Genomic DNA, 14,750 nt, shown 5'->3' on the forward strand with positions numbered 1-14,750 from the left:
AAAAATATGGCTTCTATTTTTTTATTTTAAACTCGATACCGCTAAGGTTTTCACGTATTCTGTAGGTATATGGCAAATGCGCATACTGGGTAACAATATGCCGCAACAACAGATCGTTACTCTCTTTTAACGTATAGTAATCGGGCACCTTTTTTCCCAGTATTTTTTTGAGTTTGTATTTAAAACTGTTATACAACGGCTCTTCTTCGATACAAACACTAAGCGTTTCCCCGTCTTTCAATTGCGGCAGTTGACCGAATATCAAATGATCAATGGCACTTTTACGGTTTGTTATTTTTTGAACCGGAAGTTCCCGTAGGAAATTATAGTCTTTTTCGTCTATAACGATTCCCCAGTTTTCGGAGTTAACCGTTGTGAATTGTCGTTGTTGATTGAACCGAAAATGTTCCTGGTTTAATTCGGCCACACCCGAAAGTTGCAATTCCTGTTTTAACAATGCGCTTTCCGTTTGTCGGAAGTTGGGATGCCATTGGTGTAACATCCGTATTTTATCGTCACAAAATCGAATCGGACAACCCAATTGTTTTAGGCGATTGTGAATATCGTTGTCTTCCGATCCCCAAAAATGAAAAAACTGATCGTACCCTCGAATCTGATGCAATTTTGCCGTAGGAAACAACGACATTCCTGCGGCTTCGCTACTACTACTAAATTTTAGCACATACTGATCAAATGATTTTTTCCTGGTACTTTCCGCTTCCGATAGAAACCCTACCGGGAAATACATTCCTTCGTCCAATCGGGCATGCTGATTGGCAAAAGCCATAAAATCCGGGGCGAAAATCATATCGATATCCGCCATAAAACAATAGTCGGTATCGGCTTTCCGGATGGCATAATTTAAAGCGATACTCCGGCTCCAGGGTTGATCTGTTGTAAAAAGGTAATGGTATTCTACAAAAGCATACTGCTTTGCCAATTCCTGAACGGCACGTGCTGTTATCTGATCCGATCCATAATCGACCAATACGACTTTAAATCGTATATCGGTCTGGATCTGTAAGGAATCCAGGGAACGTCGCACGCGTTCCAAGTCCCGGTTTCTATAGGGATAGATTACGGTTATCATGGGTATCAACAGTTATTATGTCTTTTTTCGGTTTGTTTTTCTTCCTCAGTTAATTCTTTAAATATGATTGTACCACATTGGCCGGCAATCCTTTAAACTTGAAAAATAAGGGTATTATATTTTTATTAAACAGCAATCGGGAAAAAAGTTTTGTTTTGATCCAATATCCGATTTTTGTTGCATTGTTTGCTTTTAAAACGGGCTGTTTTATCGGACTCACAGCGCTTTTTGTTAGGGTTTGTAATGTATCGGCCATCCAGGGTTCTGTTACATTTCCAAGATGGTACGCAAAATTATCTTCCGTTGCCAATCGGTAATAACCGGATTTGACCACTGGAATATCCAATATGTCCCGCTCGCTGGTTCCTCCTAAACGATATTGAGTATGCTTGGGCAATTTATTTTTAAAAATTTCGCTGCGATAGGTGGCCAGATAATGTCCGGCGCCAATTACTGCTTTGGTATTTCCCTGCGTAAGCGTGAGGTATTTTTCCAGCTGGTAACGGTTGTAAAAATTTTCATTTCCCACGCTATGTCCAAACGCTTTTAATCCATCCGGGTTTTTCACGGCTGTAAATTGCAATTTTCGGGACCAGAAATAATCCCACAAAACATTAGCAGTATAGGTTTTATACGATCGCGAAGACGGCGTTGGACAAACCGCCCCGGCTTTAGGAAAATTTTCGAACACTGCATAGGTCGCCATCTGCCAGTCGGGCAAAAACATCACATCGGAATCCGCAATAGTGACCAAAGGAAAGTCATTACCGGACAAGCCTTTTAAAACGGCATTCATTTTTCCGATATTAGAGGTATGCAGCAATTCGTGAATTTTTTGGGCGGCCAATAATTCATTCAAATAAGTAACGATGGTTTCACAGCTACCATTATTAACAATCGTGATAAAGGTTTTGGAATGAACCGTTAGCAATAAGGAATCGATACAATATTTTAATATCGCAAAACTGTCTTTAAAATAACCGTCGAAAGACGGAATATAGACCGGTAAGATTACCTGATGGAAGTAATCGTCCGCTTGTTGTATTTGATCTTTATGTGGATTAAATCCTACCCGCATCGTATTTAAAATAAATTGCTTTTATCACTATAATATCCCAAAGAATACTAGGGTATTGTTTTTTATGTCTGATTATTCTTTTTCATTTTTTGGCGTAAAACACCGATTCCTAAAAAGGCCAGGAATCCTTTACCCCATATTCCCAAGGTCATTTTTTGCTTTATAACCGATTTACTCGAATATGTAAACATCTCAAAAATTACTACATTTTTAAGTAACTTCAATGCATCAGTATAGTTATCTGCAATAAAAGCCGTATTGATCAATCCTCTATTGGTATTACATATCGAATCCGACAACCAGACTTTTGGCAGGTTATGGCGTTCTACAAATTCTTTTCGGCATAAATACGAATCCTTAAGTGCAAAAATATATTTATCCGTTTTTTTGGGATGACTGGCACTTCCTTCGACAATCCGGTATACGGTTGTCACTTCCTTTAAAAAGAAAATATCCGACAGGTATGCAGTTTCTAAAAGAATACGGGTATCGCCGATCACACCTTTTAACAGTGACGTCTGGTTGATTTCAATTGCTTTATCGAGAACTTTTTTCCGAAACAAGGTAGTTGGAAACTCAATAAATTTGTTTTTTAACATTACGGGAATAACATCCGCTTTACTGACTTCCTTTCCGGCCGGTTTATCCAGCAACTTTTCTATTTTTTGATCATAATGTTTTACATCCGTATAAACCAATCCTGTATTTGGGTTAGCTTCCAGAATACCGACTTGCTTTTGAAGTTTATCTTTGGTTATCCAATAATCATCTCCTTCACACATCGCCACATACTCGCCTTTACATTGTGCCATAGCAAACAGGAAATTAGGCATCATACCCAGGTTTTTGGAATGGGGAAAATAGTGTATTTTGTGTGCTTTCGGATGTGTTTTGATAATATCTTTTACAATTTCGTCGGTGGTATCCGGAGAACAATCGTTGGCGATAACTAATTCATAATCAAAATCACATTCCTGCATCAAGACGCCTTCTATCGCCTGACGTATGAACTTTTCGTGCCCATAAGTTATCATACATACACTAACTTTCATAACTCCTTGTTTATTTTGTTTATGACAAATCCGTTTTAATTTTACGTAACGATTTTTTGATGATCAATATTTTTAAACGATTACTTTATTTAATTTTCGATCGCTTCATTGATGTCTATCCTGGCACTTTTTAAAAAATTATAACCTTTATTCGAAATTGTGATGAGTATAAAACCGATATAGATCCGGATTTTATCTTGTAGCGGATAGGCTGTATTGAAAATATTTTTCAGTATTTGAATACCGTATCCTTTTATTGTTTTTCCGGAATTTATTTTGATCTGATAAAACGAACTCAACTGTCGGTATAATAAATATTGTTGGAGCGTATTTTGATTTTCTGTCGCCGTTGTTGCTACAATTTTAAATGCTTTTGTAAAAAATTTAAGTCGGGAAATATGCGACGAAAGTTCATTGGCTTTGTCCTGCGTTATACTTTGATGTCCTCTTCTGATTCCAAATAGTACATCCTCTCTGTATACATATTTTAAATGATTGGCCAGCATTCTGAAATGGAAATCCGTTTCGTGACTATTGGCTAATTCTTCATCAAATAAAGCTTTGCCCTCCAATGTTGTACGTCTCCATAACGGTGCCGCGGTAAAAAAATAATGATTTTTGGTGAGATAGGCCGTTAATACATCTTCCTTTGGTGTTCGGTTTGCTCTAAAAACGGTTTTAATAGGTGAACCTTCTGTAAAATCTTCCGCCAGACAGGCGCAAAAATCCAACTCTTTATCTTCTTCCAATATGCGAACCTGTTTTTCCAGAAAATCGGAATACAGAATATCATCGCTATCGAACCACTTTATATAGGCACCTTTGCTTTTTTCAAAGCCATAATTCCGACACGCATTGGCGCCTTTCGTCCGGTTATCGGGTCTTTTATAATAGTAAAACCGACTATCCTTATTGCTATATGCCGACAGGATTTCTTCGGTATTATCTGTCGAGCCATCGTCTACGACAATACATTCCCAGTCCTGATAGGTTTGGGCAATCATACTGTCCAAAGTCGCTCCAATCAGATCAGCTCGGTTATAGGTTGGGATGATTACGGATACTAACGCTTTCATTTTTTAAAAATACTGATAAAAAAACGTCGGATAAATTTTAAAAACGATATTGGTGTAAAATTACGAACATAGTGCTTCCCTAACAGCAGCCATTCTTTGAAGACTAACTTTCGCTGGTCTTTTACCGCAACTTCATAGGTTAACAATAAATCCAATCGCTCCTTTTTAGAAAACAGGGCTAATTTGTTTAGGATAAAGTCTCCAAAAAATTGTTCTTTGGCTTTCTTTTTTAAAACGGTATTGTCTTGTCGGCCTGAAATATTCATTTCTGAAAATCGAATAAAGACAAAACTTTCATTAATGGTGTATATGCTTTTCTGTTCGGAGAAATCGATCCACGCGCGATCGTCACTGTACCATGCCAGTGGATAATCGTAAAAACCGTAGGTATCGTAAGCCTTTTTGGTAAAAATATATTCCGACAGCGAGCTTCTTGTAAGCGCTTTTGTTTTTTTAAAAAAAGATTCCGTTGCTTTTTCCCAAACAGGATGTAGAAAAGGATCGGAAATTCGGGCTGTTTCCTGAAAAATTATTTTTGAGGCAAACTTAACCACATTCGTTTTGTCCTTAAACTGTTCGTAATTGTAATACCAGGATGCTATGGTATTATCCGACAATACATCATCGTCGCCTAAAATCATAATCCATTCCTCGTCGTTGATCAAATCGATACAACGATCCCATTGCCGAACCAGCGAATTGCCGCCTTTATTGGTTTCAAAGCGATGGTATTCGAACGGAAACTGACTGCTAAATCGTTCTAATAACCCCGATGGATCATCGGGACTGGCATCGTCTCCGATATATACCGTAAACCGTTTGTCGGTCTGATTGGCGAGTGAACGGAGTGTTTCTTCAAAAAACTGAATCTTGTAATATGGAATTACGATCGCCAGCATTATTTAAAGGCTTTTTTTAGAAACTTAAACGGCATTAATACCCTATGCCCCACTTTATAGGAATTTGAATTATAGATTTTGGCCATTTTTTGCTGGTATTCTATTTCCACAATACTGCTTCCGTCGAAAACAGAAAGACCCTGTCGGTCAAATGATTCGTCTGAAGCAATGGCTACAAGGTACAAAGCGGGTATATCCGTTTGCTGTACAGCCTTATAATCGCCGGCCATAATCACGGGTTGTTCCGGGCTTGCGATATCGGTAATCAGGGAATTCCCATTACAATAGCGTTGCGCCAACAATTGTTGCTTTGCAAAATATCCCGACAACAAGGTTTCGAATTCCTGCTGATAGAGTTCTTTAATATGGAACTCGTTTTTAAAATTCCGCTGATCGGAATAGTACAATTTATCCGGAGTGGAAATGATCACCATACCACCCGGTTTTAAAACGCGTTTGATCTCGCGCATCATTTCATCGTGCTGATCGTGATGTTCGATGGTTTCAAAACTGACCACCACATCTACACTTTGGTTTTCCAGCGGAATCGCACTGGTACTTCCCTGTTGGAAACGGATATTATTTTTGTGGTATTTGCGTGTTGCCGCTGCTACGGTCGTTTCGTCTATATCGACACCGTAAACAAATGCCGCATTTTCACTTAAAAGATTGGTTCCGTATCCTTCGCCACTAGCAATATCGAGAACCGTTTTTCCGGTTACATACTGTTGTGCTATAGCATAACGATGCAAATGATCAATAGCATCTCTGTTATATATAAATGTTTCGAGGCGTTCGCCTGTCCATCCTTTTTTCATATTTTTTCCCATTTTAACAACGGACGTACCAATCCCGGGAATCGTCCTGAATAATTGCCACGAGCCGTATTATCGCCCATTTCATCAATGATATTAAATCCAACCACTTCCATTTCATGAAACTCCACATGAAACGGACTATAACGCATAATCGCAAAACTACAGGTGTAACCTCCTTCCGCCAGTAAATTGCCCGGAATTGTAATGGTTTTGGTATATATTCCTTTGGATACTGGTTCCAGGAGTGTATCGGATTTTGTGTCGTGTGAACTCAGAATATGAATTCCCTGGTTGTTAAATAAATTAAATCCGTGTGTGAATTGTTGTTCGTCTTTCAGTACTTCATACGTAAAACGAACCATTACCGGACTTGAGATCATATGATTTAACGCTGTTTCCTGATTCTGATTAAGGACTTCCGCTTTGTGCAGACGGAAAAATTCCGATCCGGGATGGTCTTTATCCCATTGTCTTGTCGCATTTTGCTGCGATTCTCTCAGGTATTCGTCAATACAGTCGTCTACATTACCTTCAAAAACCACCCTTCCGTGTTCCATGACAATACCTTTGGTGCAAAGACTTTTTACGGCCGCCATATTATGACTTACAAATAGTACGGTTCGTCCTTCGCCTTTGGCGATGTCCTGCATTTTCCCGATTGCTTTTTTCTGAAATTCCGCATCACCAACAGCCAATACTTCATCGACTACAAGGATTTCCGGTTCGAGGTGTGCCGCAACAGCAAATGCCAATCGAACGGTCATTCCGCTACTGTAGCGTTTTACCGGTGTATCGATATAGCGTTCACAACCGCTAAAAGCAATAATCTCATCTATTTTGGAGGTAATCTCATTTTTTGTCATTCCCAAAATGGAACCGTTCAGGTAGATGTTTTCCCTTCCAGTCATTTCCGGATGAAAACCCGTTCCTACTTCCAGTAACGACGCAATACGCCCGCGGGTTTTGATACTTCCGGTTGTAGGTGCCGTTACCCGGGATAAGATTTTTAACAGGGTGGATTTTCCAGCTCCGTTTTTCCCGATTATTCCCAGTACTTCTCCTCGCTCGACTTCGAAACTAATATCGTGTAAAGCCCAGACATAATCACTGTTCCCTTTTCTCGAACGATCGTTTACATCACCGATTTTTAAGTAAGGATCTTCTTTACCGCGCACTCTGTGCCACCATCTGTTTAAATCATGGCTTACGGTTCCCGTACCGACCGTTCCCAAACGATATTGTTTGGAAATATGTTCGGCCTTTAGAATTACATCTTTCACCGGATAGTATTGGTAGTTTTAATGTTAATAGTTTACAAACTTATCTATAATTTTAGACGGAGTCAAATTTAGCGAAATAAAGTCCTGAAACAATATTTTCTTTTGCTATAAGATTCCTTTTCTCTCACCCGATTGCAGTTTATTTTTGCATACTCAATTTGGCTATATTTGCAGTATGTTATCATTCTTTAAATCCAAAGCCCTTTTAAAGGAACTTATACCGCAGGACTACACCGATATTCATTCCCATCTTCTTTTTGGAATTGACGACGGTGCCCAAACTCAGGAGGATACGGCTTATTTATTAGACTCGTGCCGCGAATTCGGTTTCGCCCGGATGATTACAACACCGCATACCTGTAGTTCGGTTTGGGAAAATACCCGCGAAGGCATTGAAAACAAGCTACATGAAGTACACGGGCTTTTACCGGAACTTTCCGGAGCTTTACAGCTTAAAGCGGCTTCGGAATATATGCTGGACGATACTTTTGTAAAATTATTTCAAAACGAAAAACTGTTAACCTTAAAAGACAACTACGTTCTGGTGGAAATGTCGTATATCAATCCGCCGATTCAGTTGTTTGATATTTTATTTGAGTTACAGGTAGCCGGATATCAGCCTGTACTGGCGCATCCGGAGCGTTATAATTTTTACCACAACAATTTCGACGCCTATAAAAAACTAAAAAAAGCCGGATGTCTGTTTCAGGCGAATTTACTTTCGGCTGTTGGTTATTATGGCGAGCACGTTACCAAAACGGTTGAAAAACTATTTAAAAACGACATGATCGATTTTACCGGTTCCGACATACATCATAAAAGTCATATTGCTTCTTTTTCAAAAAAGATAAAGATCGATGAGTTATTGCTTGTCGCCGCGATGAAACGCAATGCTCTTTTTAAATAAACTAAAAAAGTCCTTATAAATAAGGACTTTTTTTTATAAACCGGATTGTTTTTTATCGGTTAAAAAGTTTTTGCCACCATGCTCTTTCATCTTCAAGATCGGCACCATAACCGTAGCCATAGCCGTATCCTTTGGTTACATCCGTATCGTTTAACAACAAACACATATTCGGTAATTTTTTCTCTCTGTAAATGGTTTGCGGTACACTTAGCATTCGCTTATCTAAATAATTCGCCCGAACCACATAGATAAAGACATCTGCCAGATGCGCAACCAGTAAGGTATCGGTTACCAAACTTACCGGAGCCGTATCGACCACGATATAGTCGTATTCTTTTTTTAATTGTTCAAAAAGTGCATTTACTTTTTTACTCATCAACAACTCGGCCGGATTCGGAGGAATCACTCCGGAAGGTAATACATAAAACTCTTCGAAGCCGTTGTGTTTAATGATATAATCATTGATATCATCGTCTTTGGACGACAGATAATTGGTTAAACCTTTGGATGGAATCTGGACATACTCATCCAGCCTTGGATTACGGATATCCAAACCAACCAACAATACTTTTTTACCCGACAAGGCTATTGTAGCAGCAATATTGGCTGTGATAAAGGTTTTCCCTTCTTTCGGGAACGTTGATGTCAGGAAAATAGTTTTTGCCTGTCCTTCCGGAACATGGTTTAACATAAATTCCAGATTTGTTTTAGCGATCCGCAATGCTTCCGCAGCACTACTTCGGCTAGTAGTTGTGATTAATTCATTAGCCGAAAGCGATTGTGGCACATCACCCAGGAATGGTGCTTTGATTTTTGCTTCTATATCCTGACGCGATTTTACTTTAGTATCCAACAAATCTCTCAGATAAACTATTCCAAAAGGAATAAGCAGTCCCATAAACAATGCCCCTAAATAAATCAGATTTTTTTTAGGCGAAACAGGGATATCCGAAGCTTTGCCCGCATCGATCACTTTGGCATTTGGTGCTGTTACCGCCAAAGAAATTGCCGTTTCTTCCCTTTTTTGTAACAGGTACAGGTATAATGATTCTTTGATTTGCTGTTGTCGTTGCAACACTCTGAATTCCCGTTCCTGTGTTGGAATTCGGGAAATGCGTCCGCCCAATAAACCTTCCTGACGATCCAGGTTGCGTTTTTTAATCGTCAATGTCGTCTGCATACGATTCAGGCTTTCATCTACGCTTATTTTTAAGGCTTCTATTTTCTCATCTAAAGCAATGATAATCGGGTTGTTTGGCGTAGAACTTTTAAGAATACGATTGCGTTCCAGTACCATTTTATTAAACTCATCAATGGATGTAGAGGCTGTGACGTTGGAAGCGAGATTACTTGGAACAAGATTACTTGGAATAAGATCTCCTTTTTTGCTATTTTTTAAAAAGTCCTTCATCGAAGCGACCACCTTCATCTGGGTTTCAGTTTCGATGACACTTTTTTCATACTGACTGGCACTTTCCAGGAACAAACCTGCTTCGGAAGTGATGTCCGTAATTTTATTTTGTTTTTTATAGCCTTCCACATTTTTCTCTACCCCGTCCAGTTCCTGAGTGATCAACTCTAAACGTTGCGAAATAAAACGCGAGGTATTTTCGGAAATAAAATTTTTATCGGCAATGGCATCTTCATTATATATTCTAACTAAAGCATTTAAAAAATCCTCCGCTCTTTCTTTTACAGGATCTATTAACGACAATTCGATAACACTGGTATTCTTACTTAGCGGATTTACCATCAATTTTAATTTAAAATTTTCGGTAACTTTCGACAAGGGCACTATTTTAACATGGACAACAAAAGGATCATTGCTATGGCTTTTACCTTCGGCATCTGTTAAGTTTTCTATTTTTTTGCTAACAATAAATGTTCCGTATTTGGTTTTTACTTCATTACCATAAGAATATTCACCTAATTTATTTTCTTTTTCATCATAGATCACAAAACGATTATTGCTTTTATTTTCTATTCTATAAGCAAAATTTTGCAAATAAAAATCTTTGCTTTTATTTGTAAACTCAATTTTAATTGGCGAATCTTTATATAAAAAAGAAGATTTAACTCTTCCTTCAGCTATATAGAATACGTTTAGATCTAATCTTTGTATAACGTTTTCTACTAATGTTCTGGATTTTAAGACCTCTACTTCATTATCGACACTGCTCTTTGCCCCTGTCAACATTCCAATATCGGAAAAAGCAGCTAACTCAGAAGCGATCCCCCCTTTTTTATCATCTTTTACAAGTATCGTTGCAACTGCTTTGTAGCTAGGTGATGTATAATAACGCAAATACAAGAATGCCGTTACTAATGAAAGAAGTATCCCCAGTACAAACCAATGCCAATGGATTAAGTATTTATCAATCTGTTCCCGAATAGAAAAGTTATTTTCGTTTTGCTCTTCAAAATTATTAAATTCCTGATTCATCTATATCTATCTTGTGGTTAAAGCAATTATGGTTATTAACAAAGAAATTGCTGAAATGGCTACGGTGATATTCGGTCCGATTACCGATGAATTTACTTTGGTTTTGTTAGGCTCTACATATACCACATCGTTTTGTTTGAGATAGTAAAACTGAGAATTGAAAAACTCAGGCTTTGTAAGATCGATACGTGTGGTTGTTACCTTACCTTCTGTTTCACGGATTATCAGAATATTGTTACGTTTTCCGTAAACGGTAAGATCACCAGCCAAACTCAATGCTTCCGGTAGTGTAATCCGTTCCGACTGTATTGGGTAGGTTCCTGGTCGGGTTACTTCCCCCTGAACCGTTACTTTGTAGTTTAATATCCGCATGTTAACCGTTGGATTTTTGATATAGTCACTTAACAGTCCTTTTAATTTTGTCATGGCTTCACTACGGGTTAATCCACCAAATTTGATAGTTCCGATAACCGGGAAAGAAATTTCTCCATTGGAATCCACCAGATACGTTTGTAAACGAGGCTGGCTTGCGGCTGTTTCGATATTACCTTGCATGGTAACCGCATATAAGTTAAACGGTACCGCCACTTCCGGGTTTTCTGCCGAAACAACAATCATTAGCAAATCATCCGGTTGTAATTTCGGTTCGAATGTTGCAGAAGATCCTTCTCTCGAAAACTGATCGATATTTTGATAATAAACAATATCTTTTTTTTGCGCACAGGAAGACAGGATTAATAGAGCTCCCAGAGCCAAAAAACAGAAAAAGCGAGAAATTACCTCCATAAATAATAAATTTTGCGCAAAGATACGCTTTTGATTTTTAATTAATATCCAAGGTCGAGAACGACGAATTCATACTTCTGAATTCCGGCACGATTGTTTTCATCTGCATTACAATATCGGACATTTCGTTTCCTTCTTCTGTGATGTTGATCAAAAAATCTACCGCTTCAGAAATCACTTCAAAGGTATCGGAGACCTCAATTGCAATCATAATTTTTTCGTGATGCGTAGGCAGCGTTTTAGAAGAGTCGTTTAACAACTCTTCGTATAATTTTTCTCCCGGTCGCAATCCGACAAATTCGATCTTAATATCTTTATCGGGTTGTAATCCCGCCATACGAATCATTTTACGAGCGAGATCGATAATTTTTACCGGTTTTCCCATATCAAAAATATAGATCTCACCGCCACTTCCCATAGCTCCGGCTTCCAATACCAACTGACAAGCTTCCGGGATTGTCATAAAATAGCGAATAATCTTCGGATGCGTAATCGTTATCGGACCACCATTTGCAATTTGCTGCTTAAATAAAGGGACAACCGAACCATTAGATCCCAATACATTTCCAAAACGCGTGGTGATAAACTTAGTGTGTTTTACACCGTTGTCGTGCAAATGATAGTTTAGCGTCTGCACATATTTTTCTGCAATCCGCTTACTGGCTCCCATTACATTACTTGGATTTACGGCTTTATCGGTAGAGATCATTACGAACTTCGCAACTTTGTATGCTACGGACAAATCGGCCAGATTACGGGTTCCCATTACATTGGTAAAAACCGCTTGTATCGGATGATCTTCCATCATCGGCACATGCTTATAGGCCGCCGCGTGGAATACAATATCCGGTTTGTATTTGGCGAAGATCGACTCGATTTCTTTTTTATTCCGTATATCGGCGACAAACGAATGCACGGTTGCCGTTGTTTTCTTTTTACTCAGCTCTAACGTTAGATGGTACAAGGGTGTTTCGGCCTGATCAATTAGTATCACTTTTTTAGGAGAGAAGGCAATTACCTGGTTTACGATTTCACCACCGATTGAACCGGCTGCTCCGGTAATCACCACCGTTTTCCCATTTATTTCCTTTTGAATAGCGGTGTTATCCAGTTTGATTGGCATTCGCTCCAGTAAGTCTTCAATCTGAATCGACTTTACTTTTTTGGAAATGTCCTTAACATCCGACCAGTCGGCTACTACCGGTACGGTATATACTTTAAATCCGTATTCCAAACACTCATCGATTAGTTCGATTTTTCGATCTTCCTGTAAATCGTTCGAAGCCAGAATTAACGTATTGGCACCTAAGGAGCGTAGTAAAACCGGCACTTTTTTTCGGCTGGTATAAATTGGCATATCCAAAATCCTTTTTGTGGTATTGGATGCGTCATAATCTACAAACCCCAGTAATTTAAAACGTTGTGGTCGTTCGGTACGCAACGCATTGGCTAAGGCAGTAGCGTTAAAACCGGTACCATAGATCAGCGCTCTTTCGAGTTTTATTTTTTTGGATTCGGTAAGGTAATGCTCAAAAATCTGTTTTACCACAATGCGGTACAGAAATAATCCCATAAAGGAAATAATAATATTGAGCAGCAAACGGGTATTCAGAAACAGTTTATCACCAATGGCCTGTTCGAAGTAGACATTTATAAAAAACATCACTAAAAAGGTGGACGATTGAGCGAAAAACAAACGAATACCGTCGATAAACGTCGAATGTCGGATAATACCGGAATAGGTTCGGAATAACCAGAAAAAGAAAACGGTTACCGAAAGATATACACTAACGACATAGATAAATTTGTCTTTATCTAATGCCAATCGGAACTGAATTCCCAAGCCGTCGAGCAAGAAATAACTGATCACAGAAGCGATCATCACGACGGAAATGTCTATAAATAAGACAATCCATCGGGGCAAATAGCGTAAACTTTGCAAAGAAAAATCTTCTCTAAAAGTTGATGAAGCCTGCTGTAAATTAGAGTACAGGCCTTGAAGCACACTATTTTTCAAGTTCAACAGTATTATTATTCATGAATTATTACTATAATTAAGGTGAATTAAAGTGCTTCCGAAAGTTTTAATTTAAAAAACATATCAAGAACTATTCCAATTCTTTCCATTTCAGCATCGGTCATATTCGAACCGGAAGGCAGACATAGTCCGTTTTTAAACAGCTCTTCTGCGGTAGTTCCTCCATAATAAGGAGCTTTTTCAAATACCGGTTGCAAATGCATTGGTTTCCAAAGTGGTCTGCTTTCGATATTGTCAGCATCCAGCATTAGTCGCAATTCCTCGGCAGCCGTTACACCAAAAATAACCGGATCGATATAAATTGCCGTTAACCAATGATTCGAAAAATAATCGGTTGTTGGCTCTTGTAATACGGTTATCCCTTCTATATTTTTAAAATAGTTTCTATAATATTGATTTACTTTTCTTCGCAACGCAACATGATTGTCCAGCACTTCCATTTGTCCTCTTCCGATTCCGGCACAAATATTACTCATCCGATAATTATACCCGATAACACTATGCTGGTAATGTGGCGCTTCGTCTCTTGCCTGAGTCGATAAAAATATTGTTTTCTTTTTCAGTTCCGAATCTTTAACAACCAAGGCTCCACCACCTGATGTTGTAATGATTTTATTTCCGTTAAACGACAGAACCCCAAATTGACCAAAAGTACCGCAGGATTGTCCTTTATAGGTACTTCCCAACGCTTCGGCACTGTCTTCGATTACCGGGATATCATAGGCTGCTGCAATTTGGTTGATTTCGTCTACTTTATAAGGCATACCATACAAGTGTACCGCGATAATCGCTTTTGGCTTTTTCCCTAAAGCGATACGGTCTTTGATGGCATTTTCCAGTGCCACAGGACACATATTCCAAGTATCGGATTCACTGTCAATAAAAATCGGCGTGGCTCCCTGATAGGCAATTGGATTGGCCGATGCCGAAAATGTCATGGATTGACATAGTACCTCATCACCAGCTTGTACACCCAACATAATTAAGGATAAATGCAGCGCTGCTGTTCCTGAACTTAATGCTGCCACTTCGGCTATACCGCCCAGATACGATTGCAATGCATTTTCAAAACCGGTTACATTCGGTCCCAAAGGAGCGATCCAGTTACTTTCGAAAGCCTCATTAACATAATGTTGCTCCGTTCCTCCCATATGAGGTGAAGAAAGCCAAATCTTAGCAGAACTCATTTTTTTTCATATTTATTTAAAAAGAAGAACTAATCTTTATGCAAAAATAATTATTCTTTTGTCATTGTTAACATTATACTTATTTATATAGCATGG

The 14,750-nt window shown here is 38.7% G+C and carries 12 protein-coding genes; 1 reads left to right on the top strand and 11 read right to left on the bottom strand.

The genetic code is table 11. The features are described 5' to 3' along the window. Nucleotides 1-13 precede the first annotated feature (13 nt). From AAFN64_RS12310 to AAFN64_RS12340, 7 genes are all read right to left on the bottom strand, one after another. Nucleotides 14-1,090, bottom strand: coding sequence for a galactosyltransferase-related protein (locus AAFN64_RS12310; protein WP_347760649.1), 1,077 nt, complete (start codon nt 1,088-1,090; stop codon nt 14-16). Between the two features lie 49 nt (nt 1,091-1,139). Beyond that, on the bottom strand, nt 1,140-2,168 hold the full coding sequence (locus AAFN64_RS12315; protein ID WP_347760650.1) for a glycosyltransferase family A protein: 1,029 nt from the start codon (nt 2,166-2,168) through the stop codon (nt 1,140-1,142). Nucleotides 2,169-2,230: 62 nt separating this feature from the next. Continuing rightward, complete coding sequence (locus AAFN64_RS12320; RefSeq protein ID WP_347760651.1) at nt 2,231-3,220, bottom strand: glycosyltransferase; 990 nt, start codon at nt 3,218-3,220, stop codon at nt 2,231-2,233. Between the two features lie 89 nt (nt 3,221-3,309). Next, on the bottom strand, nt 3,310-4,296 hold the full coding sequence (locus AAFN64_RS12325; protein ID WP_347760652.1) for a glycosyltransferase family 2 protein: 987 nt from the start codon (nt 4,294-4,296) through the stop codon (nt 3,310-3,312). Continuing rightward, on the bottom strand, nt 4,293-5,195 hold the full coding sequence (locus AAFN64_RS12330) for a glycosyltransferase family 2 protein (RefSeq protein ID WP_347760653.1): 903 nt from the start codon (nt 5,193-5,195) through the stop codon (nt 4,293-4,295). Before AAFN64_RS12330 ends, AAFN64_RS12325 begins: the two co-directional genes overlap by 4 nt. Then, nucleotides 5,195-6,013, bottom strand: a complete 819-nt coding sequence (locus tag AAFN64_RS12335; RefSeq protein WP_347760654.1) for a class I SAM-dependent methyltransferase — start codon at nt 6,011-6,013, stop codon at nt 5,195-5,197. Before AAFN64_RS12335 ends, AAFN64_RS12330 begins: the two co-directional genes overlap by 1 nt. Next, entirely contained in the window at nt 6,010-7,293 is a 1,284-nt protein-coding gene (locus AAFN64_RS12340) for an ABC transporter ATP-binding protein (protein ID WP_300485943.1), read from the bottom strand. The genes AAFN64_RS12335 and AAFN64_RS12340 overlap by 4 nt, the downstream gene beginning before the upstream one ends. Before the next feature lie 175 nt (nt 7,294-7,468). Here AAFN64_RS12340 and AAFN64_RS12345 point away from each other — a divergent pair, with 175 nt between their 5' ends. Beyond that, on the top strand, nt 7,469-8,200 hold the full coding sequence (locus AAFN64_RS12345) for a CpsB/CapC family capsule biosynthesis tyrosine phosphatase (RefSeq protein ID WP_347760655.1): 732 nt from the start codon (nt 7,469-7,471) through the stop codon (nt 8,198-8,200). Between the two features lie 52 nt (nt 8,201-8,252). Here AAFN64_RS12345 and AAFN64_RS12350 read toward each other — a convergent pair whose 3' ends face one another. The 4 genes from AAFN64_RS12350 to AAFN64_RS12365 form a co-directional block, all read right to left on the bottom strand. Continuing rightward, nucleotides 8,253-10,643 (bottom strand): polysaccharide biosynthesis tyrosine autokinase, encoded by a 2,391-nt coding sequence (locus AAFN64_RS12350; protein WP_347760656.1) that lies wholly within the window; start codon nt 10,641-10,643, stop codon nt 8,253-8,255. Nucleotides 10,644-10,649: 6 nt separating this feature from the next. Then, nucleotides 10,650-11,429, bottom strand: a complete 780-nt coding sequence (locus AAFN64_RS12355; RefSeq protein ID WP_300485937.1) for a polysaccharide biosynthesis/export family protein — start codon at nt 11,427-11,429, stop codon at nt 10,650-10,652. Between the two features lie 37 nt (nt 11,430-11,466). Next, entirely contained in the window at nt 11,467-13,353 is a 1,887-nt protein-coding gene (locus tag AAFN64_RS12360; RefSeq protein WP_347760657.1) for a nucleoside-diphosphate sugar epimerase/dehydratase, read from the bottom strand. 140 nt (nt 13,354-13,493) lie between these two features. Further along, the gene (locus AAFN64_RS12365; RefSeq protein ID WP_347760658.1) at nt 13,494-14,654 is read right to left on the bottom strand and encodes an aminotransferase class I/II-fold pyridoxal phosphate-dependent enzyme; all 1,161 of its coding nucleotides are present in this window, start codon (nt 14,652-14,654) and stop codon (nt 13,494-13,496) included. Between the last annotated feature and the right edge of the window lie 96 nt (nt 14,655-14,750).

This window comes from Flavobacterium sp. CAU 1735 (genome assembly GCF_039888695.1).
Lineage (GTDB): Bacteria > Bacteroidota > Bacteroidia > Flavobacteriales > Flavobacteriaceae > Flavobacterium.

Excerpts from the sequence above, each read along its gene's own strand:
- AAFN64_RS12310 (WP_347760649.1), bottom strand. The coding sequence starts at position 1,090 with ATGATAACCGTAATCTATCCCTATAGAAACCGGGACTTGGAACGCGTG.
- AAFN64_RS12315 (WP_347760650.1), bottom strand. The coding sequence starts at position 2,168 with ATGCGGGTAGGATTTAATCCACATAAAGATCAAATACAACAAGCGGAC.
- AAFN64_RS12320 (WP_347760651.1), bottom strand. The coding sequence starts at position 3,220 with ATGAAAGTTAGTGTATGTATGATAACTTATGGGCACGAAAAGTTCATA.
- AAFN64_RS12325 (WP_347760652.1), bottom strand. The coding sequence starts at position 4,296 with ATGAAAGCGTTAGTATCCGTAATCATCCCAACCTATAACCGAGCTGAT.
- AAFN64_RS12330 (WP_347760653.1), bottom strand. The coding sequence starts at position 5,195 with ATGCTGGCGATCGTAATTCCATATTACAAGATTCAGTTTTTTGAAGAA.
- AAFN64_RS12335 (WP_347760654.1), bottom strand. The coding sequence starts at position 6,013 with ATGAAAAAAGGATGGACAGGCGAACGCCTCGAAACATTTATATATAAC.
- AAFN64_RS12345 (WP_347760655.1), top strand. The coding sequence starts at position 7,469 with ATGTTATCATTCTTTAAATCCAAAGCCCTTTTAAAGGAACTTATACCG.
- AAFN64_RS12350 (WP_347760656.1), bottom strand. The coding sequence starts at position 10,643 with ATGAATCAGGAATTTAATAATTTTGAAGAGCAAAACGAAAATAACTTT.
- AAFN64_RS12355 (WP_300485937.1), bottom strand. The coding sequence starts at position 11,429 with ATGGAGGTAATTTCTCGCTTTTTCTGTTTTTTGGCTCTGGGAGCTCTA.
- AAFN64_RS12365 (WP_347760658.1), bottom strand. The coding sequence starts at position 14,654 with ATGAGTTCTGCTAAGATTTGGCTTTCTTCACCTCATATGGGAGGAACG.